The organism is Chryseobacterium tagetis, assembly GCF_016735585.2.
Classification (GTDB): domain Bacteria; phylum Bacteroidota; class Bacteroidia; order Flavobacteriales; family Weeksellaceae; genus Chryseobacterium; species Chryseobacterium tagetis.
This window is the reverse complement of record NZ_JAERSE020000003.1, coordinates 652,589-676,263: the sequence shown is the minus strand read 5'-3', so window position 1 is coordinate 676,263 and position 23,675 is coordinate 652,589. Positions and strand designations below refer to the sequence as shown.

General features: G+C 35.3%; 20 protein-coding genes. 5 read left to right on the top strand and 15 right to left on the bottom strand.

Features of this window, described 5'->3' with window-relative positions:
* The first annotated feature begins 248 nt into the window (after nucleotides 1-248).
* Nucleotides 249-536 carry a GNAT family N-acetyltransferase gene (locus JI747_RS13085; protein WP_225689338.1) on the top strand — a complete coding sequence of 96 codons (288 nt, stop codon included), beginning with the start codon at nucleotides 249-251 and terminating at the stop codon, nucleotides 534-536.
* On the opposite strand, the gene JI747_RS13080 is transcribed toward JI747_RS13085, so the two are convergent.
* Entirely contained in the window at nucleotides 537-1,634 is a 1,098-nt protein-coding gene (locus JI747_RS13080) for an MBL fold metallo-hydrolase (RefSeq protein ID WP_225689337.1), read from the bottom strand.
* 142 nt (nucleotides 1,635-1,776) lie between these two features.
* On the opposite strand from JI747_RS13080, the gene JI747_RS13075 reads away from it, so the two are divergent.
* Nucleotides 1,777-3,312 (top strand): S41 family peptidase, encoded by a 1,536-nt coding sequence (locus JI747_RS13075; protein WP_225689336.1) that lies wholly within the window; start codon nucleotides 1,777-1,779, stop codon nucleotides 3,310-3,312.
* Between the two features lie 10 nt (nucleotides 3,313-3,322).
* On the top strand, nucleotides 3,323-3,886 hold the full coding sequence (locus JI747_RS13070; RefSeq protein WP_225689335.1) for a YdcF family protein: 564 nt from the start codon (nucleotides 3,323-3,325) through the stop codon (nucleotides 3,884-3,886).
* 34 nt (nucleotides 3,887-3,920) lie between these two features.
* Here the strand turns inward: JI747_RS13070 and JI747_RS13065 are convergent, their stop codons facing one another.
* The 3 genes from JI747_RS13065 to JI747_RS13055 form a co-directional block, all read right to left on the bottom strand.
* Nucleotides 3,921-4,517 (bottom strand): hypothetical protein, encoded by a 597-nt coding sequence (locus JI747_RS13065; RefSeq protein ID WP_225689334.1) that lies wholly within the window; start codon nucleotides 4,515-4,517, stop codon nucleotides 3,921-3,923.
* Between the two features lie 18 nt (nucleotides 4,518-4,535).
* A complete protein-coding gene (locus tag JI747_RS13060) occupies nucleotides 4,536-5,036 on the bottom strand; it encodes an RNA polymerase sigma factor (protein WP_225689333.1) in 501 nt (166 codons plus the stop codon).
* 148 nt (nucleotides 5,037-5,184) lie between these two features.
* Nucleotides 5,185-6,804, bottom strand: a complete 1,620-nt coding sequence (locus JI747_RS13055) for an NADP-dependent glyceraldehyde-3-phosphate dehydrogenase (protein WP_225689332.1) — start codon at nucleotides 6,802-6,804, stop codon at nucleotides 5,185-5,187.
* 161 nt (nucleotides 6,805-6,965) lie between these two features.
* On the opposite strand from JI747_RS13055, the gene tpx reads away from it, so the two are divergent.
* On the top strand, nucleotides 6,966-7,538 hold the full coding sequence (gene tpx / locus JI747_RS13050) for a thiol peroxidase (RefSeq protein ID WP_225689331.1): 573 nt from the start codon (nucleotides 6,966-6,968) through the stop codon (nucleotides 7,536-7,538).
* A 48-nt stretch (nucleotides 7,539-7,586) separates the two neighbouring features.
* Here the strand turns inward: tpx and JI747_RS13045 are convergent, their stop codons facing one another.
* The 6 genes from JI747_RS13045 to JI747_RS13020 form a co-directional block, all read right to left on the bottom strand.
* Complete coding sequence (locus JI747_RS13045; RefSeq protein ID WP_225689330.1) at nucleotides 7,587-8,318, bottom strand: TonB-dependent receptor plug domain-containing protein; 732 nt, start codon at nucleotides 8,316-8,318, stop codon at nucleotides 7,587-7,589.
* A 218-nt stretch (nucleotides 8,319-8,536) separates the two neighbouring features.
* Nucleotides 8,537-9,121 (bottom strand): gluzincin family metallopeptidase, encoded by a 585-nt coding sequence (locus JI747_RS13040; protein WP_225689329.1) that lies wholly within the window; start codon nucleotides 9,119-9,121, stop codon nucleotides 8,537-8,539.
* 65 nt (nucleotides 9,122-9,186) lie between these two features.
* A complete protein-coding gene (locus tag JI747_RS13035; RefSeq protein WP_225689328.1) occupies nucleotides 9,187-10,125 on the bottom strand; it encodes a tetratricopeptide repeat protein in 939 nt (312 codons plus the stop codon).
* A 303-nt stretch (nucleotides 10,126-10,428) separates the two neighbouring features.
* Complete coding sequence (locus JI747_RS13030; protein ID WP_225689327.1) at nucleotides 10,429-11,187, bottom strand: Rossmann-fold NAD(P)-binding domain-containing protein; 759 nt, start codon at nucleotides 11,185-11,187, stop codon at nucleotides 10,429-10,431.
* A 353-nt stretch (nucleotides 11,188-11,540) separates the two neighbouring features.
* On the bottom strand, nucleotides 11,541-11,996 hold the full coding sequence (locus JI747_RS13025) for a DUF6261 family protein (protein ID WP_225689496.1): 456 nt from the start codon (nucleotides 11,994-11,996) through the stop codon (nucleotides 11,541-11,543).
* A gap of 7 nt (nucleotides 11,997-12,003) precedes the next feature.
* Entirely contained in the window at nucleotides 12,004-12,240 is a 237-nt protein-coding gene (locus tag JI747_RS13020) for a hypothetical protein (protein ID WP_225689326.1), read from the bottom strand.
* Between the two features lie 319 nt (nucleotides 12,241-12,559).
* Between JI747_RS13020 and JI747_RS13015 the strand changes: the two genes are divergently transcribed.
* Nucleotides 12,560-13,666 carry a DUF4365 domain-containing protein gene (locus JI747_RS13015; RefSeq protein ID WP_225689325.1) on the top strand — a complete coding sequence of 369 codons (1,107 nt, stop codon included), beginning with the start codon at nucleotides 12,560-12,562 and terminating at the stop codon, nucleotides 13,664-13,666.
* 289 nt (nucleotides 13,667-13,955) lie between these two features.
* Here the strand turns inward: JI747_RS13015 and JI747_RS13010 are convergent, their stop codons facing one another.
* From JI747_RS13010 to JI747_RS12990, 5 genes are all read right to left on the bottom strand, one after another.
* On the bottom strand, nucleotides 13,956-14,546 hold the full coding sequence (locus JI747_RS13010) for a DUF6624 domain-containing protein (RefSeq protein WP_225689324.1): 591 nt from the start codon (nucleotides 14,544-14,546) through the stop codon (nucleotides 13,956-13,958).
* A gap of 386 nt (nucleotides 14,547-14,932) precedes the next feature.
* Entirely contained in the window at nucleotides 14,933-16,270 is a 1,338-nt protein-coding gene (locus JI747_RS13005; protein ID WP_225689323.1) for a WG repeat-containing protein, read from the bottom strand.
* A 9-nt stretch (nucleotides 16,271-16,279) separates the two neighbouring features.
* The gene (locus JI747_RS13000; RefSeq protein WP_225689322.1) at nucleotides 16,280-18,265 is read right to left on the bottom strand and encodes a urocanate hydratase; all 1,986 of its coding nucleotides are present in this window, start codon (nucleotides 18,263-18,265) and stop codon (nucleotides 16,280-16,282) included.
* A 272-nt stretch (nucleotides 18,266-18,537) separates the two neighbouring features.
* A complete protein-coding gene (locus JI747_RS12995; RefSeq protein ID WP_225689321.1) occupies nucleotides 18,538-18,957 on the bottom strand; it encodes an endonuclease domain-containing protein in 420 nt (139 codons plus the stop codon).
* Between the two features lie 193 nt (nucleotides 18,958-19,150).
* Nucleotides 19,151-23,350 (bottom strand): T9SS type B sorting domain-containing protein, encoded by a 4,200-nt coding sequence (locus JI747_RS12990; protein WP_225689320.1) that lies wholly within the window; start codon nucleotides 23,348-23,350, stop codon nucleotides 19,151-19,153.
* Nucleotides 23,351-23,675 lie beyond the last annotated feature (325 nt).

Sequence of the window (23,675 nt, the reverse complement as noted above, 5' to 3'; positions counted from 1 at the left end):
TTTCAATTAGAGTGCCAAATCAGTTTTAAATTGGAATATAAAGCAGATGAGAAAATATAAACAACTGATAATCTATTATATAAATTTCAAAAGTCTGGAAAAATACAGCCTAAATATCTTCTCAGCCTCTTTGATTATTAATAAGTATTAAAAATCTTTAAAAAACATCATTTTTCATTTTAAATTTGTAATTTTAAGAAGGAAAAAATGATAAAACCTCATTTTTCAACCACCAAAATCTCAATATTATGGAAAATATAAAATTTGAAATATCTCCATACCAAGACGAATTGCAGATATTAATTGATGAAAAAAAAGCAGGGTATATGTCAATTGAGATTGACGGAAGACTTCTTATCGTATATTATACCAAACTTGATGAGCAAGTGGAAGGAAAAGGATACGCCAAAATGCTTTTGGATGAGTTGGTGCGTTACGCCGAAGAAAAAGACCTACTCGTAGATCCCGAATGTGATTTTGTAAGACAACAGTTTGAAAATCATCCGGCAAGGTATAAAGGGATTTGGCATGCCTGATTAGTCTTCCCACCAGATTTTAAACTGCTGGTTTGATGCGTTTAGATCAACAGATTCTCCAATCATTGGCGTTAAAATATTCAGATTTTTTTCTTTTCCAAGTTGTACTACTTTTCGTAAAGGTTCATTCCATGGGTGTAATGCCAATGCAAATTTTGATGAATGTACAGGAATGATCTTCTTTGCTCTCACGTCTATACTTGCCTGGATCACATCTTCCGGTAATGCATGGATATATTTCCAGGCTTCGTTATATTGACCATTCTCCATAATAGCGTAGTCGAACGGACCAAATTTTTCCCCGATCATTTTAAAATGGGTATCGTATCCGCTGTCACCACCTAAAAACATTTTCTTGGTAGGCGTTTCCAGCACATAAGAAGTCCAAAGCGTAACATTTCTCTGTGTTTTTCTTCCTGAAAAGTGTCTTGCAGGGGTAAATGTTATTTTAATATTATTCTTTAAAACAGCTTCGGCTCCCCATTCTTCTTCAATCAATTGTTCAGTTTTGTAGCCCCATTTTTCTAAATGAGCACCTACACCAAGAGGTAAGATCACTTTTCCTACTTTATTTTTAATCGCTTTCACTGTTGGATAATCTAAGTGATCGTAATGATCGTGTGTAATTACCAGATAATCGATGTTGGGAATATCTTCAGGCTTAAAAATATCTGCTCCGGCAAATGCTTTATTGAAAAATTTAAAGGGAGAACCATATAAACTTAATACAGGATCAATTAAAAATGAAACACCATCCGTTTGAATAAAATAGGATGAATGCCCCATCCAGATAAAAACATCTTCCTCTTTTAAAAGATTTTTCAGATCTGTATGAATAGACGGAAGATTTTTCACCGGCTTTAAAAGCGGATCTTTCTTTTTGAAAAAGAAATCATACATCACTTTCGGCATTGAATGTCCTTCAGCCAATGACGGAGTATGACTTAAATTCTGGAACTGTTTATCTTTAAAATGTTTTGACTGCTGCATTCTCTCCAACCTTTCCCCTTTTGCTTCGGCTCCGAAAACTTCCTGATTGATCACTATAAAATATAACAGGATGATTACAACAACTATGCTAATAACTATATATATCATTTTCTAAAATAGTGTCAAATGTATGACATTATCTTGTATGACGATCAGAAAACTGAATACCTTTATTTTTTACTAAATTTTATTTAAAAAGCAAAACATTATTCTAAACTTTTTTAAATTAGCCCATTGAAATTTCAAAACATTGAAACATTTTTCACTCACCATATTATTCATTTTCATCATTTCTTCTTGTTCATCTGTTAAAAAGCACAATGAACAGAGATCTTCCTGTATATCACCGGAAGAACTTAAAGAGGATGTGGATTACGCCCATGAAAAGATCAAAGAGATGCATCCTAAGCTTTACTGGTATATTTCAAAAAGCCAGCTGGATCATAAATTTGACAGTCTCAAACAAACCATCACCCAGCCTCTTACTCCGCTTGAGTTTTATTTTAAACTACAGCCAGTAATTGCGAGTATAAAGGAAGGACATCTTTCGTTGAGAATTCCGATTAAGAAATTCACGAAAAAAGAGATCAAAACTCTGGATAACAAAAAAGGAATGTTCAGCCGGTTTGAATACTACGTTACAGGTGAACATTTATATATCATAGAAAACAAGGATTCTATTGAACATATAAAACCGGGAACCGAGATCCTGAAAATCAATGATATTCCGGTGCCTTTATATTTAAAAAAATATAAAAATCTAATCAGCAGTGATGGGTACAATACTACCTTTCAGCCTTATTTCTTAAAGGATATATTTTTTAATTTTTACAGTGCAGAGTTTGGTTTTAGGGACAGTGCAAAAGTTGAAACCCTTTATCATAATCAAATCAAAACCTATACGCTAAAAAGAGCCGAAAAAGATAAAACCGATTTCGAAAAGGATAAGGAACAGAAGAAAAAAACATTAGAAAAAAAGGTGAATGATTATGTGGCTTTCAGCAACTCTTACAATCGTTCTTTTAAGTTTTTATCTCCCGACAGCAGCATTGCTTATATTAAAGTGAAAAGTTTTTCAAGAAGCTATTCAGAAAAATTTTACAAGGAAACTTTTGCCAAAATTAAAAATGCAAAAGCGAAATACCTCATTATAGATATCCGTAATAACTATGGCGGATCTCTGGATGAAATTAACAACCTGTATTCTTATCTCGCTCCGGCACCGTTTACTTTGATCAAACGTTCTCAGGTCACTTCGAAAAACAGTCCTTTAAAAACCAATTATTTCAGAAAAAGCAATGCTCTGGAATACACTTTTAAAAGTTTACTTTATCCCGCTTATATTGTAAGTCAGACGATAAATACTTATAAAAAAGACAGCGTTGTTTATTATAAAATGAAAGCAGACCGTGAAACAAAACCTCAAGAGGATGCTTTTCACGGAAAAGTTTTTGTGCTCATTAATGGAGGAAGCTTCTCTGCATCCTCAATTATATCCGCTAAACTTAAAAATGACAAGCTTGCCACTTTGGTTGGTGAAGAAACTGGAGGTGCCAATGACGGTACTATTGCCGGATTTTATTCTTATCAGAAACTGCCTCATTCAAAGATCAGCTTACCCATCGGATTGGCTTTAGTACAGCCTAATATTAATTTTACCAATACAGAAAGAGGGGTTCTTCCTGATTTTACCGTTACAGAAAGTATTCAGGATATTTTAGATAAAAAAGACCGCCAGATAGAATGGGTAATGAAGAAAATCAGCAATGAGAAAAATGGAAAATAATCTACTTTGAATGAAGAAAAATATTTTTAAACTCTTCAAAATTCTCGTTTCTTCTATTATTGTATGGTTCCTTGTTCATTCTCTGTACATTACCATTGACGGTTTGTCTGATCATGGCAAAAATGCAGATCTTGCCGTTATATTGGGAAACAAAGTCAATGAAGACGGAACTTTATCTAAAAGACTAGAAAAACGCCTGGAAAGCGGAATTGATTTATACAAAAAACATCGCATCAAAAAGATTTTGGTAAGTGGTGGATTGGGAAAAGAAGGATTTTATGAGGGTGATAAAATGAAAGAGTTTCTCGTTGAAAAAGGGATTCCAGATTCTTTAATCATTGTAGATAATCACGGAGACAATACAAGAGCTACCGTTATCAATACACTCAAATTGAAATCACAGTTAAAATTCAACAGTATTATTATTGTCTCGCAATATTTTCATGTGACACGAACCAAAAAATTATTTGAAGATCAAGGTTTTGAAAACGTAAGCAGTGTGAGTCCAACTTACTTTGAATTCAGAGATCTTTATTCAATTCTAAGAGAATTTCCGGCTTATTATACTCAATAAAATAGGATTCGGCGGGCTTTCAGCCCGCCGAATCCTATTTTTTCAACTCTATCAAAAGATTTTCGATCTGTCGGATATGTTTTCCATAAAACTTTTCAAACCATCGTTTTCCGGATAAATACACTAAGGAACCTCCTACTACCACAAATCCTATAAGAATCATAAGAATGTAGACGAGATTTAGCTCGCGCATCCACGGAATCACCTCTATCACAAGAATGATTTCACACACCAAAAACGGAATAAAGCTTACGTAAAATGACAGATAATATTGTTTATTCAGATTAAACTGCATCAACAGATCATTTAAAGCATCATAGGTCTGTAAAGCAGGGTTACTTAATTCTTTGTACAGTTTAAAAAACTTACTGAAAAAGAAAATGGTCACAAAAGCCATAGAGGCTACTAAAACCAGCACATAAAACTTAAATTTCAGAGGGGCATTACAAATGGCAACGACAAAAAAGGAAAAGATAAATACCACCAAAGTATACCAGAATTCCTTGCGCATATTTTTACGCATTTTCTCCAGTGGCAAATTAATTTTCTTGGCCTGCTCAATACTGATTTCAGGAACTTCTTCAAAAGAATCGTCTCCATTCCATGCATTTTTCAGTTCATCTATATTCATGATAATTGATTTAAAAAGTTAATAGGTATTTGTGTTTAAGATATCTTTCAGTTTATTCTTGGCGCGATTCATTTTTACTCTTACATTTCCTTCAGAAATCCCCATTTGCTCAGCGATCTGCTTTCCGGAAAAATCTTCCAAATAATAAAAAATAAATGCTTTATCTATCGGACTCAATTGATGGATCGCTCTGTACATCTCTTTTAACCGGTCTTCTTTTTCCTGATCATATTCGTCCTGTACGATTTTATAGTTGGAAACATTATCATTTTCTATAAAACTCCTCTTCTTCTCAGACTTCAGGAATATAATGGCGGTATTCAGAGCAATTCTGTAAAGCCACGTCGCAAATTCACTCTCCCCTTTAAAACCCGGATAAGCTTTCCATACCTGATACGTAATTTCCTGAAAAAGATCATCGCGGTCGTCTTTTTCATCTACGTACATTTTAGAAATCTTGAAAATGATTCCTTTATGCTTTTCGATCTTTTCTAAAAATTCCTGTTCTAATGAGGTCATGATTTTCGTTACTCTAAAGAGTTAGTTGCATTTAAAAAAAATTGTTACAAACATTTCTTCTAAAAATTTAAAATCATCTAAAATAAAATCCCCAATATATCAAAAAGATTATTGGGGATTTCATTATAAAATAGGTTGGAAGGTAACCCTAGAAAATATAATCGGTACTTAAAAAATTAGAATCATGCTTTCTCACAATAGTATTCAATAATTCTTTATTGGAATCCGTCACTTTTGCAGCTACCAAAGAACGGATCGAGAATGAGCGTAAAGCATCAAAAACAGAAAGCGTTCCTTCTGCGCTGTCTTTTCTTCCTGTAAAAGGGAAAACATCGGGGCCTCTCTGCGCCTGGCAATTGATATTTACCCTGCTTACCAAATTTACAAAAGGATCAATCAGTTTCGCTACCTCAGCAGGATCTTCACTGAAGATACTTACCTGCATTCCGTGGTCGGCATTCACCTGATAATCGATAGGTTCTTCAATATTATCAAACGGAACCACAGGAATCACCGGTCCGAACTGTTCTTCATGATACAGCTTCATATCGCTATTCACAGGATACACTACTGCCGGAAACACAAAAGATTCTTCCGTAAATCCTCCGTTTTCATTCAGTACTTTGGCTCCTTTTGATAAGGCATCTTCAATACACTCTTTTAAATAAGGAGGTTTATTTACTTCCGGAAGTGGAGTAATTTTTACGTCCTTTTCCCAAGGAAGCCCCGGTTTCATTGTAGAAACAGCTGCAGTCAGTTTTTGGGTAAATGCTTCCGCCACATCTTTCTGAACGAAAATTAACTTTAAAGCCGTACATCTTTGTCCGTTAAATGAAAGCGATCCTAAAATACATTCACTCACCGCTACATCTAAATCTGCATTTTTCGTAACGATGGCCACATTCTTAGCATCCAAACTTAGAATAGCTCTTAAACGATTAACTTTCGGATGCAGTTTTTTCAATCCATTCGCTACTTTACTGGAACCGATAAATGCTAAAACATTCACTTTACCGCTTTCCATGATCGGTGTAATAATCTCGGAACCTTTTCCGTATAATGTATTCACCGTTCCTTTAGGAAACGCTTCTTTGAATGCATTTAATAAAGGATAATGTGCTAAAACGCCATGTTTTGGAAGTTTAAACAAAATCGTATTTCCCATGATCAAAGCAGGAATCAGCGTAGTGAAGATTTCATTTAAAGGATAATTAAAAGGTCCCATGCTCAGTACAACACCAAGCGGAGCTCTTCTGATCTGTGCAATTGTTCCTTCTGCCTGCTGAAAACGGGAAGACTCCCTGTCTAAATCTTTTAAGGCATCGATCGTCTGATTGATATAATCTACTGTTCTGTCGAATTCTTTCGTAGAATCAGCCAGTGTTTTTCCGATTTCCCACATCAGTAATTTAATTACTAAATCCCTCTGCTGAATCATTAAATACACAAACTTCTGCATACATTTGATTCTTCCCTCTACAGACATTGTCGGCCACTCCCCAAGTCCGTTATCATAGGCTTTCACGCAAGCATCAAGAACTTTCATTGCCTCATCCGGACCAATATTCGGGATACTTCCCAGCAATTTTCTTTCCAGTCCGTTTTCTGTTGGAATGCAGACAGGAGAATAAATATTCTGAACTTCCCCATTCCATTCTACCAATTCTCCGTTTAACAAATACACTTTCTGGTGAATCTCAGGAACTTTATATTCTTCCGGAATTTCATTTTCGCCTTTAAATATCTCATGAAATGATGATGAACTCATAAATTTTATTTTTTTAATAGTATTAGTATAAACTTTTGATAGAATAAAGGTAGAGTGAAAAATCGACTTTAAAAAGAGGCGTTTAATAGATTTGCTCTATTTGAAAGAAAATTAATATTGGAAGATGAAAAAAAGAATAATTTTGTTTAAAAATAAAATTCATGTATTCAAAATTCGTTTTCGGTGCGTTGCTGTTTTTCTCATCGTTTGCTTTGGCACAAAACTCTAAAACGGCAAACACGGTTCTTGCCGGAGGAAAACCCGTACATACGTACGCCAAATTACCGGCAGTAAATAAACCCGCTCCCAAATTTACCCTTACCGATGTGACGATGAAAGATCAGACTCTGGAATCTTACAAAGGGAAATATCTTATTCTGAATATCTTTCCGAGTGTAGATACAGGCGTTTGTTCTGCTTCTGTACACCATTTCAATGAAGATGCGGCAAGCATTCCGAATACGGTGGTTCTTTGTATCTCTAAAGATCTTCCTTTCGCGCAAAAAAGATTCTGTGGTGCAGAAGGAATTAAAAATGTAGTGATGCTTTCCGATTTCCGTTCAGACTTCGGGAAAACGTATGGTGTAGAAATTACAGATTCTGCAATGAAAGGATTACTAAGCAGAGCTGTTGTTGTGATTGATCCTTCAGGAAAAATTGTTTATGAAGAGCAGGTTGCCGATATTTCTCACGAACCGAATTATGAAGCGGCTATTAAAGCTGTGAAAAATTAAATTTCACTTTTAAATAATAAACCTCCGGTACTAGTTGCCGGAGGTTTTTTATTTCCTGGATTTCCATTTCTTTTTGGTTGTTACCAAAATGACTCCATTTTGAGCTTTTGAGCCATACAATGCCGTTGCAGAAGACCCTTTCAAAATATTCATTGTTTTTATTAAATCAGGATCCAATTCCTGTAAATTTTCAAAATCAACTATTTTTCCATTCAAAACCACCAAAGGCTTAAGATCTCCTCTCAGACTTGAATTAGCTCCCCCAATCCTTATGGTATTATTTACATTTTGAGGCGTCTGATTGATCTGCAAATCTTTTACAATTACAACCTCTGCTTTAGGATTACCATTCTGAACTTTATTCATGACCTCACCTGGTACTACCGTAATTGATCCCAGCATTTCTTTTTTATACTTAGGCTGTCCGAATGCAGAAACTACCACTACCTCATCCAATGCCGCCACCTGCAAAGTATCATTAGCCACGTGTTGCTGAGCCTGTACAGAAACCAGACCTCCTGTCGTAAGAATAAATCCCACTGCAAATTTTACGAAAACAGAATTGATGTAAGAATATTGCAGGTTCCTGTTCAGCTGGGATTCATAAAAATTACCACAGATTTCTTCCGTAGTATTTGAAAATACATCGATAATTTCATCATCGGGAGCAGCGGTAAAATCTCTTACCGTTTTTGAACATACAGAGCAAAATCTTCCTTTCTCTTCGCGGGTCATTGCTTCCCAGTTTTCATGACATGGTGTTGGTATTGTGATTTTCATGCTATTCTTTTTATATAAAGATGTATGATTCTTGAAAAAGGTTGGAAGTAATTTGATTAATTTACTATTTTATTTAAAAACTAAAGAAGCAGTTTGTCATTTCCATGAAGAAATATTCAGCACGCTTGTCATTCTGACGAAGGAAGAATCTCAGCACACCTAAGAGATTCTTCACTCCACTTCGTTCCGTTCAGAATGATAGATTATATCATAAAAGTCTATTTATTTTTAGGTTTCTTTTTGGAGGTGATGACAACTGCACCATATTGAACCTTTTCACCATAAATTTCAACGGCCCTTTTTTCATCTAATATCTCAATTGATTCTATATTTTCCCGATTCAGCTTTTTCATTTTAGTTTCTGATATTCTGAATCCATCTAAAAAAATCTTAGGTTGCGTAGATTCTATATCTTCCTTTGAAGGGGTTCCTAACCAATTAGAACGACCAATTGTATCATTTACTTTACGAAAACCAACAAAACCTTGTTTAAAATCTATTTTTTTTATGTCTTCCTCTGTTTTTAATTTCTGTCCGTTCACAGTAATGGAAGCACCAACACTTACGACTAATCCCAACGCTATTTTCCCTACAACAGATAAAGCGATATTCCTGTTTAATTGATTAGCTCTGAAATTTCCGCAGGTATGGGGATCAGATTGTATTTCATGATAAAGCTCTTCATCAGAACACTTCGTGAAGTCTTTTACCGTTTTCGTACAGACTTCACAAAATCTTCCTTTTTCATGGGAAGTCATAGAGTCCCAGTTTTCATGGCATGGCGCAGGTATTGTGATTTTCATATTATTTTTTATATTATTTATGCTAAAGATACAAGACTTATTAAGGATGACTGGAAAGATCCAAATTATTTCATCACTAATGAAATTTTTTTTCTGAATCCAAAAACAATAAGCCCAGAAAAAATTAATGCAAAAACAGAAACAAATATTCCTATGAGACGAGCTTTTCTTGTTGGTTTTGTCTCATGTTTTATTGCTCTGATAGCTTTTCTTTCCAAATGATCAACAACCGGCGGAGAATACAATGCCATTCTTTCCTTTAAAACAGGTTGGTCAAATCCGTATTCTTTCGCAATTTTATAAGTTTCCAACGCTTCTCCTTTCTCACCGAATAAATAAGAAATATTTCCTAAATCAAATAAAAGCTGTGCTACGATCTTATCTTTAGGCTTTACAAATGAAATTCTCTCGTTCAGCTGATAATAAATCATCCCCCTAAGTTTAAAAAGCTCTTCTTTCTCCAGATTTGATACAGGATATTTTTTATTGCTAAAGTCCTGCCCGATTAAAAACTTAGATGTGATATAGTGCTCACCTTTAATTTTAGCCTTTAAAATGTTGATATGAATCCATTCCGAATGAAAATGAGATTCAGGGCTAATTTTTACTGCTTTTTCAATCCATTGTAAAGCTTCGGAATTATTACCTGTTAATTCATAAGCTGTTCCTATATTGGAAGCGGTAGAATATCTGTCAGGCTGAAGCTGTTCAATTTTTTTATACAGATCAATCGCTTCCTTATATTTCCCCTGAATAATTAAGATCAGTCCTTTATCTGATAAATACTCTATTTTCCCGGTTTCTTTATAATTTTGTTCCAATGAAGCTAAAATCCGCATCAACTCTTGATTATCCCTAAACTGATGGCCATAAGGGACATATCCTTCATAATCTTCATAAAGAACGGATCCATTCTCTAATCGTAAGCTCTCGCCGTTCAGACATCCCAACACAGGAATTGAAAATAAAACTCCGAAGATTAAACTAAAAAAGGATTTTCTCATATTAACACTTCTTATTTTCTGATTATGATTGGGTTAAAAATAAAGAATTTAATGAATTAAGGAGTTTCATTATTATACAAAATATACAGCCCGTTTGTCATTCTGACGAAGGAAGAATCTCAGCACACATAAGAGATTCTTCACGCCACTTCGTTCCGTTCGGAATGACAAATTACCTCTTACTTTTAATAAAGAAAAAAACATTCACCACTCTGTCATTCCGACGAAGGAAGAATCTCAGCACACATAAGAGATTCTTCACTCCACTTCGTGCCGTTCAGAATGACAGATTATCTCTCTATTTTAAAGATGAAAATACCTCGGATCGGGATACTGAAATTCAAAATCCAGTTCTGCAATTAATTTTGCGGAGGAAATAAGCCTTCCTTTTTCAGTACGTTCTCCCGAATACGGCAGATTGTTCTGTGCATTGATAATCTCTTCTTTATTCGGATGAACAGGTGCTGCAAGATTATAGACCTTTCCTTTAGACTGCTGATCCAACATTTTTTCAAAAACGGAACAGATATCCGCGTAATGAATATGGTTCACCAGCTGATCCAGATTGGAAATATTATAGTTCTTCAGCAGTCTCTGACCTCCCATTAATCCGGACAGTCTCAGAATATTGGCATCCGGAAATCTGCTCTGAAGAAAATACTCGCTTTCCACATTTTCTACGGGCTGATCTTCTTCAGTAAATTCTGTTTCATGTTCTGGATAAACACCCGTTGAACTTGTCAAAAAAAGCTGACCTTTATAATCTCCAAGGAATTTCAGCACATTTTCCTGTCTTGTTTTCATGGAAACCTGTTTTCCCCTGATTCCTGAAAACGGAATACTGATGATAATGGCATCCAGTTCATTTGCCGCTTCCCATTCATTCATGTTTTCAGAGTTTTCATCTGAAAAACTGATCAGAGTCGGGAAATATCCTTTCGTTTTAAATTCTTCTATTTTAGATTCGGAAGTTGTTGTCGGAAAGATTTCATATCGGTCTGAAAGACGTTCTGCCATGTGATTTCCCAACCAGCCGCAGCCGATGATTCCTAGTTTTTTCATTTGTTATTCTTTATTCTTAATCGTCAGTTCGAGTATTTCCCGAAATGAAATGGAGAGAAATATATCGAGAACTTGTATGGAACCCGATTTCTCAATACGCTGTATTTCATTACGCTCTCTGAAAAGGGAGATTGAATGCAAGCTACAACAGTTTCATCTCCCAAAAATATCATTTTTAATCATATAATTTCAAAAACAAATCCGCCGGTTCTGGTGAAATTCTTAAAGAATTTTGTATCAGGGAACTTGGGTATAATTTACATAAAAGTTCTCGATACATTTTTCCTTCGGAAAAACACTCGAACTGACGGAAATAAAACATTCAACACAATGCTGTATTGTTTTTTTATGATCTAGGACGGATTTTCGTCTTTTCTCTTGATCTCAGAATTTTTTGCGGCCTTCACCAGCTCATTCGTATCGCTGTAGAGCAGCTCCCATCCCGCAACTTCCTTCATTACGGTCAGCAGATTAAAGTACGTTTTCAGGTTTTTCTCCAGTATTTTACGGATGGCTGTAGCACTTGTCATCTGACGGAGATCGGCATTGGCTCCTGCCTGATCGGCAAAAATTGTTTCAAAGGCTTCATGCTTGGTTTTCATGTCTGCAAAATCGGCATCCAGAGAGAGCTGCGAGATTTTCTGAAGGTTATCAGGGGTTTCCAGCTCTTCTATCAGCTTTTTCATCTGGCCCGTCTGTGAAGAATAGCTTAAACGGTCCAGATCCAGTCCGAATGTTTTAAATACACTGTACAGGTCTTCTGCAAACTGATAATTAACGGCTGTAGGAAGTTTTCTGTATCCGTTCAGGAAGGCTTTAAGGCTGTTCTAAGCAAAGATCCCTTTCATGGTCTGCCGTAGCAACGTCTTTGCCTTTTCCGCTGTAGACCTGCTTTGCATACACTTTGTCGTACTCCATATATGAAGCCGCCAAAGTTGCCGTAAGAGGATGGTTGGTAATGACAGGATATTTTCCTGACTGAATGTTCGAAATAACGCGTTGAGCCAAGGTCACAAGATCCTTAGTACCTAGCCTTACTAATATAATTTTCATACGTGATTTGTGTTTTTATTATTAAATAGGAACTATTTCCTTGAAACAAATATAAAAAAAACAGTATTTATAATTGTGTCAGAAATAAAATACAATTGTATTTGGTTGCAAACAATTCTGTTTTAAAGAAATGTAAAGTATATTTTTTTATAAATTAGGTTGTTAATGGGAAATATAATGTGTATTTGGTTTAAATTAAGATTGTTTATAAGAAATTTTAATTTCTGACATACTTGACTGAAATTATTTTTATTTAATATAATAATCTATTACAGATTATTATATTTGAAAATCTTAATAGGTATTAATACCTTATACAATGATAGTAAATAAAGTTATGAATAGATATAATCCAACTGAAAGACTAGGAGTTAATGAAACTGAAAAAATTGTAATTCAAAATCTTGGATGGATATTCCGTGAACAACCAATTGTTGATGTAGGGCTAGATGCTATAATTGAACAAGTTGAAAATGATGAACCAACTGGGAAGTTTATAGCTGTTCAAATTAAAAGTGGTTCAGGAAATTTCTATAAAACTCAAAAAGGATTATCTTATTATGTTACTAATATACATTATAATTATTGGTTAAATCTTAGTATACCAATAATTCTTATAGCACATATTCCAGAAGAAGGAAAAACATATTGGCAGGAAATAATAGGGACTAATCTAAAAAGAAATAAAAAAAGTTGGAAAATTGAAATTCCTTTTAAACAAGAGTTTAACGAAAAATCAGAAAAGAGACTTACTAAAATTGCATCTGTAAAAAATGATAAAAGATTTGATATATATCGTGGTAGAGTAGATTCTAATAATATAAAAGACATAATTGAAGATTTAAGATCACTTAATAATGCAACAGATTGCCTCTCTAATATAGCAGCAATAATTGAAAAGCAAACTAAAGAAACAATTAATATGGGTGATAAATTAAAAGAACTCAGCTTGAAAAATACACCAAACGCTATAACTGAATTTTCAATTTTATACAAAGGCATATCAAGAACAATGAATATAACTACAAAAAGAATCGAAACTGAAGTTGAATTATTTTCACAATTATATTCAGTAGGAATTACTTCTTTTGAAAAATTTCTAATTACTCAATATACTTTTATCTTAAAATTAGAAGAATTTACTGGCAGTAATACGACACAACTCCCCATCGAAATTAATTCCATATTATCTGAATATGTCGACTTGAAGGAAACTCTCAAAGTAAATTTTAAGCAACTCCCAAACCAAATTGATTCTGCAGTGTCGGAATATATAAACTTGAGAGAAACTCTCAAAAACACACCTACACATAATTTTTCTTTTTTTAAAGAGGCTAAAAATCAACTTGTTGAAGTTTTGAGCTTTTTGATACATGAATTTCAAGATGCCAAAGGATTGACAACAAGAATCTTAGAAAAATTATGACAAAAAATATATTGCGAAATGAATATGTAAGAAAACAAAAATAAAGCACAGATTACGATCCACGTTGTCATAAAAGATGAAACCTCCCTCGCAGCAGGTTTTTCCATACTTTCTAAGGTTTTTTGAAAATGAATATTTCTACGTTATAATACGTCGCTGGCGCGAGCTTCACGCTCGTGTCTTAAACTAAATTGAGTGAGTACGAGCAAAAATATTCGCACCAGTGGGGGGAGAGACAAACTGCATTTAATTTTGACCGGAGTCGTATATGTGATTATATGTTGTGCTGTTAATTCGGATTGAACTGAATATTGAAATACTTTAAATAATCCTCTATTGGTTCCATTCCCATTTCTTTTCTTCTTTCGTTCACAGTTTCAGGATTCTCTAATTTATACAATTTGCCATTTTCTATTTGTGAACCATATATTTGAGGTTTTCCTTCATCCATTAACATCCTATCTTTCATCAATGCGTATTGTTGTTTAGATAAGTCTCCATTTTTTACCGCTTTCTCTATTTGTGGAAAATACTTTTTTCTGATTTCTTTAGTAGTATGTTGCAGTCCCAACCAGATTGCATCCATTTGTCTTTGACCCACCTCCTTTAATGTTGGCATACCACACTTTTCAATAATGCTAATCACTAATTCTTGATTCCTATGATCTTCTTTAGCGTATTTGATGAGTTCATTTGATTTTCTAATCCTTTGGTCACTTTCTAAAACTTCGCTCAAGATTTGATTTTTTTTGCTGCAATCGACTTCAATAATATCTACTGAACCTACATAGACAAATTTATCCCTATTCATATAAAGGAATATTGATATTATTAAAACAAGAGCGGTTAATATGCTAAATACTATTTTTTTTATTTTCATTTCTATTTTTGTGTCATATTCCAAAATAGGTTGACCATTTTTGGTTAAAAATTAATTGTCTCAAAAGTAGGAATTATTTTTAAGTGTCGGAATAAAGTATGGATAATTTCTTCCCGATCTCGCGGATTTGCAATCCGTGAGCAAAAAATCAAAGCACGGTTATAAATCCGTACTATCATAAAAAAAAACCTGCCTCACAGCAGGTTTTTCAATATCTAAAAAAGTTTTAAAACAAACTATCATCCACAATATTCGGAAGCGTCACCTTTAAATTCGGTTTCATTTCCATCGCTCTTTTAATCACAAAATAGCGCCTTCACTTCTTGCCCGGCTGCGTCTTAAAATACCGTTGTAGTGTATAACAAATGGATGATTTTGCTCAGCAGTTATTCAATTTTCTTTCCGTTTTTATCAATAAAATAATACCTATTATTTTTACGGACGAGGGCAGAACCATTGTTGAATTCATGAGCCTGATCATAAATCAACGGAACAATTTCCTTTCCGGTTTTGTCTATATAACCGTATTTCCCTTTTTTTGATTTTACGGCCATTCCTTCATAGAAAAAGCCGATGTATTCTTTCATACTTCCAGGATTGATGTCTGATTCAAACAGGATCTTTCCTTTTGTATCGAGATAGACATTTTTCCCATTATAAACGGCTTTTGCAACGCCATCAAAAAAACTCCAGACCCTGTCAAATTTCAGTGGAATGACGATCTTTTTATTTTCATCAATAAAGCCATACTTACCGTCTTTCCCTATGGTGGCAAAGCCTTCTCTGAAATTACCTATATCATAGTTCAACGGCAAAATAATTTGGTTATTACTATCTATAAATCCTGACCTCACCTTATACAACCCCTCTTTTTCATAGGCATGAAAATGAATATTGTTGTTTTTATCAAAATAGGATGCTGCAAGATCAGAATAGGTCAGCTCAGAAATTCTTCTTTTGCTTTTGAGATCATACATATAGACTCTGCTGTTCTCTCCAACGGCAAGGGTGTTATCATTGAGTTCCTTTAGCGTTTTGGAAATGATATTCGTAAGCAGTGTTCCTTTTTTATCAAATACATCAAACCCACCCTCTTTTTTTGCAAAAATAAAATGCTCGCTGCTGCTTATATCCTGATATTCAAACGGCAGTAACAGATGTCCTTCTGTGGTAAAACAACCGTAGCGCCCATTTTTCTTTGCAATAATGAGGTCTTTGTCATACACTGACACAACAGAATATTCACACTTTAAAATTTCATTTCCATCCAGATCGATAACTCCGTATACATTTCCGTTATTGGTCTGTGTAAGTTTCCCGTCCTGTATATAAGAGATCACGCTGTATTTTTCAGAAATATCTTTCTTATAGGTAGTATTATACAGCCAGTATTTATCATTGTTTCTAAGCCTTACGACCGCATCATTTACTATATTGATCTTTTCAAAATTCCGGGGCAGGATAATCTTTCCGGTTTCGTCTATAAGTCCACATTTTTCAGGGCTTTCAATCGTTACATTATTGTCAGAGTATGTTACGGAACTGAGGGAGGCTTTATTACAAAACATCCCTTTTCCGTATCTGAATTTGTCGACAAAATAAATGCTGTCTTTATCTTTTGTTGTGAAGATTCCATATTCTTTATTATAATCTCCTTCTAACTTTTCCTGTGAAAAAAGCATGGTAGAATGAAACAGCAATAAAAGGAAAAACTGTCGGCTCATGATTACTCCTTAAAACAAACTATCATCCACAATATTCGGAAGTGTCACTTTTAAATTCGGTTCTATTTCCATCGCTCTTTTAATGGCGAAAATAGCACCTTCGTTTCTTGCCCAGCTTCGTCTTGAAATACCGTTATTCACATCCCAGAACAGCATCGATTTTAATCTTCTGTCGGCATCATCGCTTCCATCCAGTAACATCCCGAAACCACCGTTGATTACTTCTCCCCAACCGACACCGCCTCCATTGTGAATGGAAACCCAGGTTGCCCCACGGAAACTGTCACCAATCACATTGTGGATTGCCATATCTGCGGTAAATCTTGAACCGTCATAGATGTTGGAAGTTTCTCTGTACGGAGAATCCGTTCCTGAAACATCATGATGGTCTCTTCCCAATACTATCGGTCCGATCTCCCCGTTTTTAATGGCTTTATTGAAAGCTTCTGCGATTTTCATTCTTCCTTCTGCATCGGCATATAAAATTCTTGCCTGTGAACCTACCACAAGATTGTTTTCCTGCGCTCCTTTGATCCATTGGATATTATCTTTCATCTGTTGCTGGATCTCTTCAGGAGAGTTCTGCTGAATTTCTTCCAGCACTGCACAAGCAATATCATCGGTTTTCTGTAAATCTTCCGGTTTTCCGCTGGTACAAACCCAACGGAACGGCCCGAAACCGTAATCGAAACACATAGGCCCCATAATATCCTGAACATAAGAAGGGAATTTAAATTCTCTTCCCAACGTAGGATTTTCTGCCATTACATCGGCTCCTGCTCTTGAAGCTTCCAAGAGGAAAGCGTTTCCGTAATCGAAGAAATAGGTTCCTTTTTCCGTATGCTTATTGATAGCTGCAGCATGTCTTCTTAATGTTTCCTGAACTTTTTCTTTGAATAATTCAGGATCTTCCGCCATCATTTTATTGGATTCTTCAAAACTTTGCCCGACAGGATAATATCCTCCCGCCCACGGATTGTGAAGGGAAGTCTGATCTGAACCGATATCGATTCTCAGGTTTTCCTGATCGAATTTTTCCCAAACCTCAACAATATTTCCAAGATACGCCAGAGAAACGGTTTCTTTGTTTTCCTGAGCTGTTCTTACTCTTGCTACCAGTTCGTCAAGGTTTTCATGAATTTCGTTCACCCATTTCTGATCGTGACGGATTTTTGTGATCTTTGGATTCACCTCAGCACAAACGGTAACACATCCTGCAATATTTCCTGCCTTCGGCTGAGCTCCACTCATTCCTCCTAATCCTGAAGTCACGAAAAGTCCGCCTTTTGGCTCTTTATTCATTTTTCTGAAAGCATTTAAAGCAGTAATCGTAGTTCCGTGAACAATTCCCTGCGGACCGATATACATATAACTTCCCGCTGTCATCTGTCCGTACTGCGTCACACCAAGTGCATTGAATTTCTCCCAGTCATCCGGTTTAGAATAGTTCGGGATCATCATTCCGTTGGTAACGACTACTCTCGGCGCATCTTTATGCGAAGGGAACAACCCCATCGGATGCCCTGAATACATTACCAAAGTCTGCTCATCCGTCATTTGAGACAGATATTTCATCGTCAGAAGATATTGCGCCCAGTTGGAAAACACCGCTCCATTTCCACCATAGGTAATCAATTCATGAGGATGCTGCGCCACCGCATAATCCAGATTGTTCTGAATCATCAGCATGATCGCTTTGGCCTGCTCAGATTTTCCCGGATATTCAGAGATCGGTCTTGCCTTCATTTCATACTCAGGACGGAAACGGTACATATAGATTCTTCCGTATTTTTCTAGCTCTTCTTTAAATTCAGGCAGCAATTCCGCATGAAACTGAGGTTCGAAATAACGTAAAGCGTTCTTTAAGGCTAATTTTTTCTCTTCGTCCCCTAAAATTTCTTTACGCTTCGGAGCATGGTTGATATTGGTTTCGTAAGGTCTGGATGGTGGTAACTGGCTTGGAATGCCTTGTTGTATCTGTTCCTGGAAAGTCATTTATTGTCGATTGTTATTTATAGTTGATAGATTTTTTGTGGTTTTAAAGATATTCAAATTAGAAAATTCCTGCAAATAAAACAAAAGATATGAAGTATGATGGAAATTCCCCTCCAAAGGAGGGGTGGCGAAAATTCGTGAGAATTTTTGACGGGGTGGTTTGAAGTGATGTTGTTTGAGTACTTTTTTAGTATGTTTCTTTGAACCACCCCGTCTTCTCCCTTTGGTCGAATCCACCCCTCCAGAGGAGGGGAATTTTGTTGTGTATATTCTTACTGGTGACTATAATCTTCGATAATGAAATTTTCTAAATCTCTCATTACTACACTTAGATTGTTTTTAATATCAAAGTCTGTAATTCTAAATACATTTAATCCAAAAGATTCCAGATACTTTTGTCTTTCCCTATCATCAGATGCTTTATTATCGTGGCTCCATCCATCAATTTCTATGACTAATCCAAGAGTTTTAGCATAAAAATCAACGATATAATTCCCAATAATTCGTTGTCTGTCAAAATCTATTCTATAGAAACTTCTTGCCCGAACCTGTTTCCATAACAGCACTTCACTGAGAATTCCTGCTTTCCTTTTTCCATTGAGCAATGGTTTTAATTTGGGATTGTAAGGTAAGTTTTCTACGAAGTTTCTTCGAATGGGAACTCCGTTGATTTCGGTGAGAATTTCTTTCATTATTTGTTGTTTTTTTAAATTGTTGTGTCATATTAACCACCCCGTCTTCTCCCTCCGGTCGAATCCACCCCTCCAAAGGAGGGGAATTTCGTTGTGGATAGTTGGAATGATTTTATTGTGTTTTTTCTTTTCAAAAATAAAAAGCCTCATCGAAAATTCAATGAGGCTTTTGTTTGTAAATATATCTTTAAAATTAATTATTATTTTTCACTAAAATCCATCCTGTAAAGGTTCTACCATCCGGAAGGGTAATCACATACCAATAACTTGATGTAGGAACAGGTCTGCCTTTAATTGTTCCGTCCCAGAAGAATTGTTTGTTTGAGCTCTGTTCGAAAATCAACATCTGATAACGGTCAAAGATTTTTACGGTCGACATTTTATCTCCGAAAACCTGAAGATTTTTAACAATCCAGTGATCATTTAATCCATCTCCGTTTGGTGTGATGGCATTTTTAATATCTAAAATTACACTTTGCTGTTGTACAATACATTTGCTGTCCGCATATTTTATATAGAAAGTAATGATTCCGGTCTGCAGATTATAGAAAATATTACTTGCCTGCCACGTCATTCCATCGATAGAATATAAGATGGGTTTCGAGCCTGTTGCATGAACTGTTGCGGTTGTTCCATTAATTTCAATTTGTTCGATTACAGGAACTTCAAAATGTTTTATTTCAAAAGTTTCGGTGTAAGAACAGCCGTTGCTTGCCGTTACAGTAAGGGTGTAAGTTCCCACTGTTGTAATTCCTGTAATGGTATCCGTAGTGGAAATTACCTGTCCTGAAGGGTTTGTCCAAACATAATTTACAATGGTATACCCTTCAATATGAACCGTATAATCTAAGGAGCCTTCCGGACAGAAATATTGTGTCGGGATATCAAAAATCGGAGTTTGCTTTAAAGTTAAATGAATTTCTACACCACTTGGGCAAAAACCAGGAACACTTACTTTTACATAAACAATATTTGAGCCTGAAGCTTGATTATAACTAAAATTTCCAGGCGTTGAGATTGCATTTGTTCCTGCATTAAGATCAGCTAAAGTCGGATAATAAGTGAACGTAACGTTCGTTCCTGTATAAATTTGTGATTGAAATTGCGTTAAATTAACAATCTCAATTCCATCATTTCCTGTATCACAGGTTTCTAACTGAAAAGGTCCGTTATTTTGTAAAGTCACTTTATTTCCAAAAACAAAACTGATGGTGGCAATATCATCACAACCCGGAATATTCTGAACTTTCACCCAAATTTGTGCAGGGAAAGGATTTGCAGAATAATCAGACGGATTTGCAATCGGATTTGTTCCGTTTTGTGCATTTTGTTGAGTCAGATAGAAGGTAAATGAATTTGCAGGATTCGGAATATCAACCATTAAATTTGTAAAATTTAATAAATTCACTTCATAGCTTCCATCTAAATTTTCATCACAAACCGTAATAGTAGAATTGATGGCTTTTGGAGGGAAATAAGTATTCAGCTGAATAGGCGCAACCGAATAACAACCTGTTGTCTGTGACTGGAATCTCGTCCAAACCTGAATTGAAGAAATACTCGTAGTAATCGAAGTTCCGATCTGGTTTGCCGGATTTCCGGCGTTGGCATCAGCTTGTGTATTATAATATGAAACCGTCATATCAGACAACGGCTGTGTATTTTGTGACGAAATAAACAATTGCGGAATGGCATCATTCAGCTGAAAGGTTTCGCTTAAATTAAAATCTTCATCGCATGTATTTAAAGTCGCACTGTTTAAAACTACTGGTGGTAAAAACGTCATTTGAATATTGATCTGGGCAGCTGAAAAACATTCGCCATTATTTAATTTAACCTTCACAAAAACCGTTGCATTTCCTGCTGCAACTACAAATTGTGTCGGATTTGTGATTTCATTGGAAAAAGTATGCGTTGCCGGATCATAATTTACATAATACGTAAAACTTACATTTCCAGCAGAAGTAATTTGAGGCTGAGCCTGCGTTAAATCGTAAATTTCACTTCCGTCATTATTATTGTCACAAATATTATTTAAAGTAATATTCACAGGAGAATTCACAACCGGAGTAGATGTTAAGCTTAGATTCACCGGATAAATCTGCTGACAGTTATACGAGTTAATTTTAACGAAAATCTGCTGTGTTCCTGTAACCGTAAGATTGGTAATCGGGTTTGTTCCATTGGTTGCATCTGCCAAAGTAGGATAAAAAACTGTTGATGCATTCTGGCTTCCGACAATTGCCGATGAATATTGAGATAATTGTATATTTTCCGAATTATCATTATTAAAATCACAAATTACAAAACTGGACTGAACAATTACCGGATGAACCAAATTCACTGTAATTGGTCTTACCGTAAAACATTGATCTGAAATTTCAAACCGGACAAAATAGGTCTGTGTCACAAAATTTCCGTCTGTCGTAATGGTCTGGTTCGGACTGATTGATCCTGTTCCCAAATTGGCAGCAGCAGAACTGTTGTAAAATTCAGTCACAGGAACGGTTGCAGGAGAAATCAGCATTCCGTTTGAAAGCGTACTTAAATTAATGCTAATATCATCTGTTCCATTAAAACAGATGTATTCATTTTTTTCATTAGCCAGAATTTTTGTGAAAGTTACGTTCATATTCACTGTTGCAACTGCAAAGCAGCCATTAGGAACGTGAACTCTTATATAAAGTGTATAAACTCCTTCTTTTATAGTATTTACAACACTTCCGTTTCCGTTATAAGCTTCATCATAGGTATTGTAAACTGTAAAAACGGCTCCGGTTTGTGTTGAAATTAACGGGCCAATATTTAATGTGAAATCAAAAGGTTCCTGGTTATCTGCATTAATATCACAAATCGTATATGGAAAATTGATAGGAGAATTCAGATTCACACCCGGTTTAAACTGGAAATGAACAGGTCCCAGAATATACGTACAGGCTCCTTCCTGAAGCCTTACCCAAAGATTCGTGCTTACTGTAATATTTGCTGTAGTGATCGCATTTATATTATTCTGAGCATCAGATTGAGTATTAAAATAAGTAATTCCCGTCGTTCCGGCAACGAAAAGTTCAGGATTTAACAGGCTTACATTATAGTTCTGCTCTACTCCGTCATTGTTGGTGTCGCACAGTTCTACAGTATCTTTAATTAAACTTTTACTTAATAAATTTAAAGTTAAAACGGCTACACGATAACAAGTTGGCGTTGTTGGATTTTGAATTCTTACATATAAAATGGTGTTATTGGCTAATGTAAAATTGTTTGGCAAAGCACCGACATTATTCTGCGCATCCTGCAAACTCAAGTGATAACTAAAGGTAAAATTCACCGGACTTTGTGAAGTTACATTAGCATTGAAACTGTTTAAAGTAAGATTAACGGACGTATTTCCACAGAAATTCTGGGTATAGTTTTTCGCAGCCGGATAGGTAGGATCAAAAGTTAACGGAAAATCATCGGTTATTGTCAGATCACTGTTTCCACAAATATTAAACTTAACATTCGCTGTATAAACATCATTCTCAGTCGGACAAACCGTCGTCTGAATTCCTGTTCCTACCGTCTGTCCCGCAGAATTTGTCCAGGTAACGTTGGGCTGAATTACATTTCCAAGCGGATTAAATTTCCAGCCTTCCTGCATTGCCTGCCAAACTCCTGTATTTCTGCCCGCCGGAGAAACTCCTTGAGTTCCGTCATTATTGATGATCCCAATGAGTGCATTTTCAAACTTCCTCGTCGGACAAGGGAGCAATTTTTTTTCAACAAAGACTTCTATTACATTAGTCGTTTCATGCAATACGATTTGTGATGAAGACCGGTCTGTACAGCCCGAAATTCTCCCATCAAAAAAATTGATGACAAACTTTCTGAAAGGCGCCGTTCCAATGGTTGAATAATAAATTTCCGAAGAATCTCCTGATGAAAAAACCATGTCATGATATACCCCGAAAATCGAATTTTTAGGAAGGCTCGTATTTGGATTCTGCCACTGAACATTCGGATAATTGATATTTCCCAACTGGTTCAAATCGAAAGTTACCATTCCGTTTGAACCTACAATAAGCGCATCGAAATATTGATTATAAAAACAAAATTTGAAAGGTAAATCCAGTTTTGCAGCGAAAAGATCATCATAATTGGCATTTAATGACGTTCCCTGATCCATCGGAATCGGAGGATTGTAGGTTTCCTGAGTAGCTTCATAACTTGTAGCCTGTCTGAGCACAGGATATTCCACATGAAGTGCTATGCAACCGTTCGCATCGAGATCATTAGTACAGGTAACATTGAAACTTTCATTTCCTGCTGCATCTTTCACTTTCACATTTACCGGAGCCTGAGAGAAGCCTAAAGCACTAATGAATAAGAATAAAATTCGTAAAATATTCATCATAAGCTAAAATAATTAATCACTAACACATGATAAATTTACCACTTTTATTTATAGAATATTCAATAATAACCATTTATTAATATTAAATAACATATAAAAAATCTATATAATTATTACATAATCATTTGCATTTTAAATAATATCCTGTTTAAACTTTTTATTTAACCACAAAAGGCTCAAAAAATTTATATAATACATTTAAAGTTGAACATTAGACTGAAAAAAAAACGCCCAAGTTTTTAAAAATCTTTGATTTTTATCCTTTTGAGTGCTTTCAGTATCTCATAGTTTATCTGTATCAATAGCTTCTGTATCTTTTATGGTT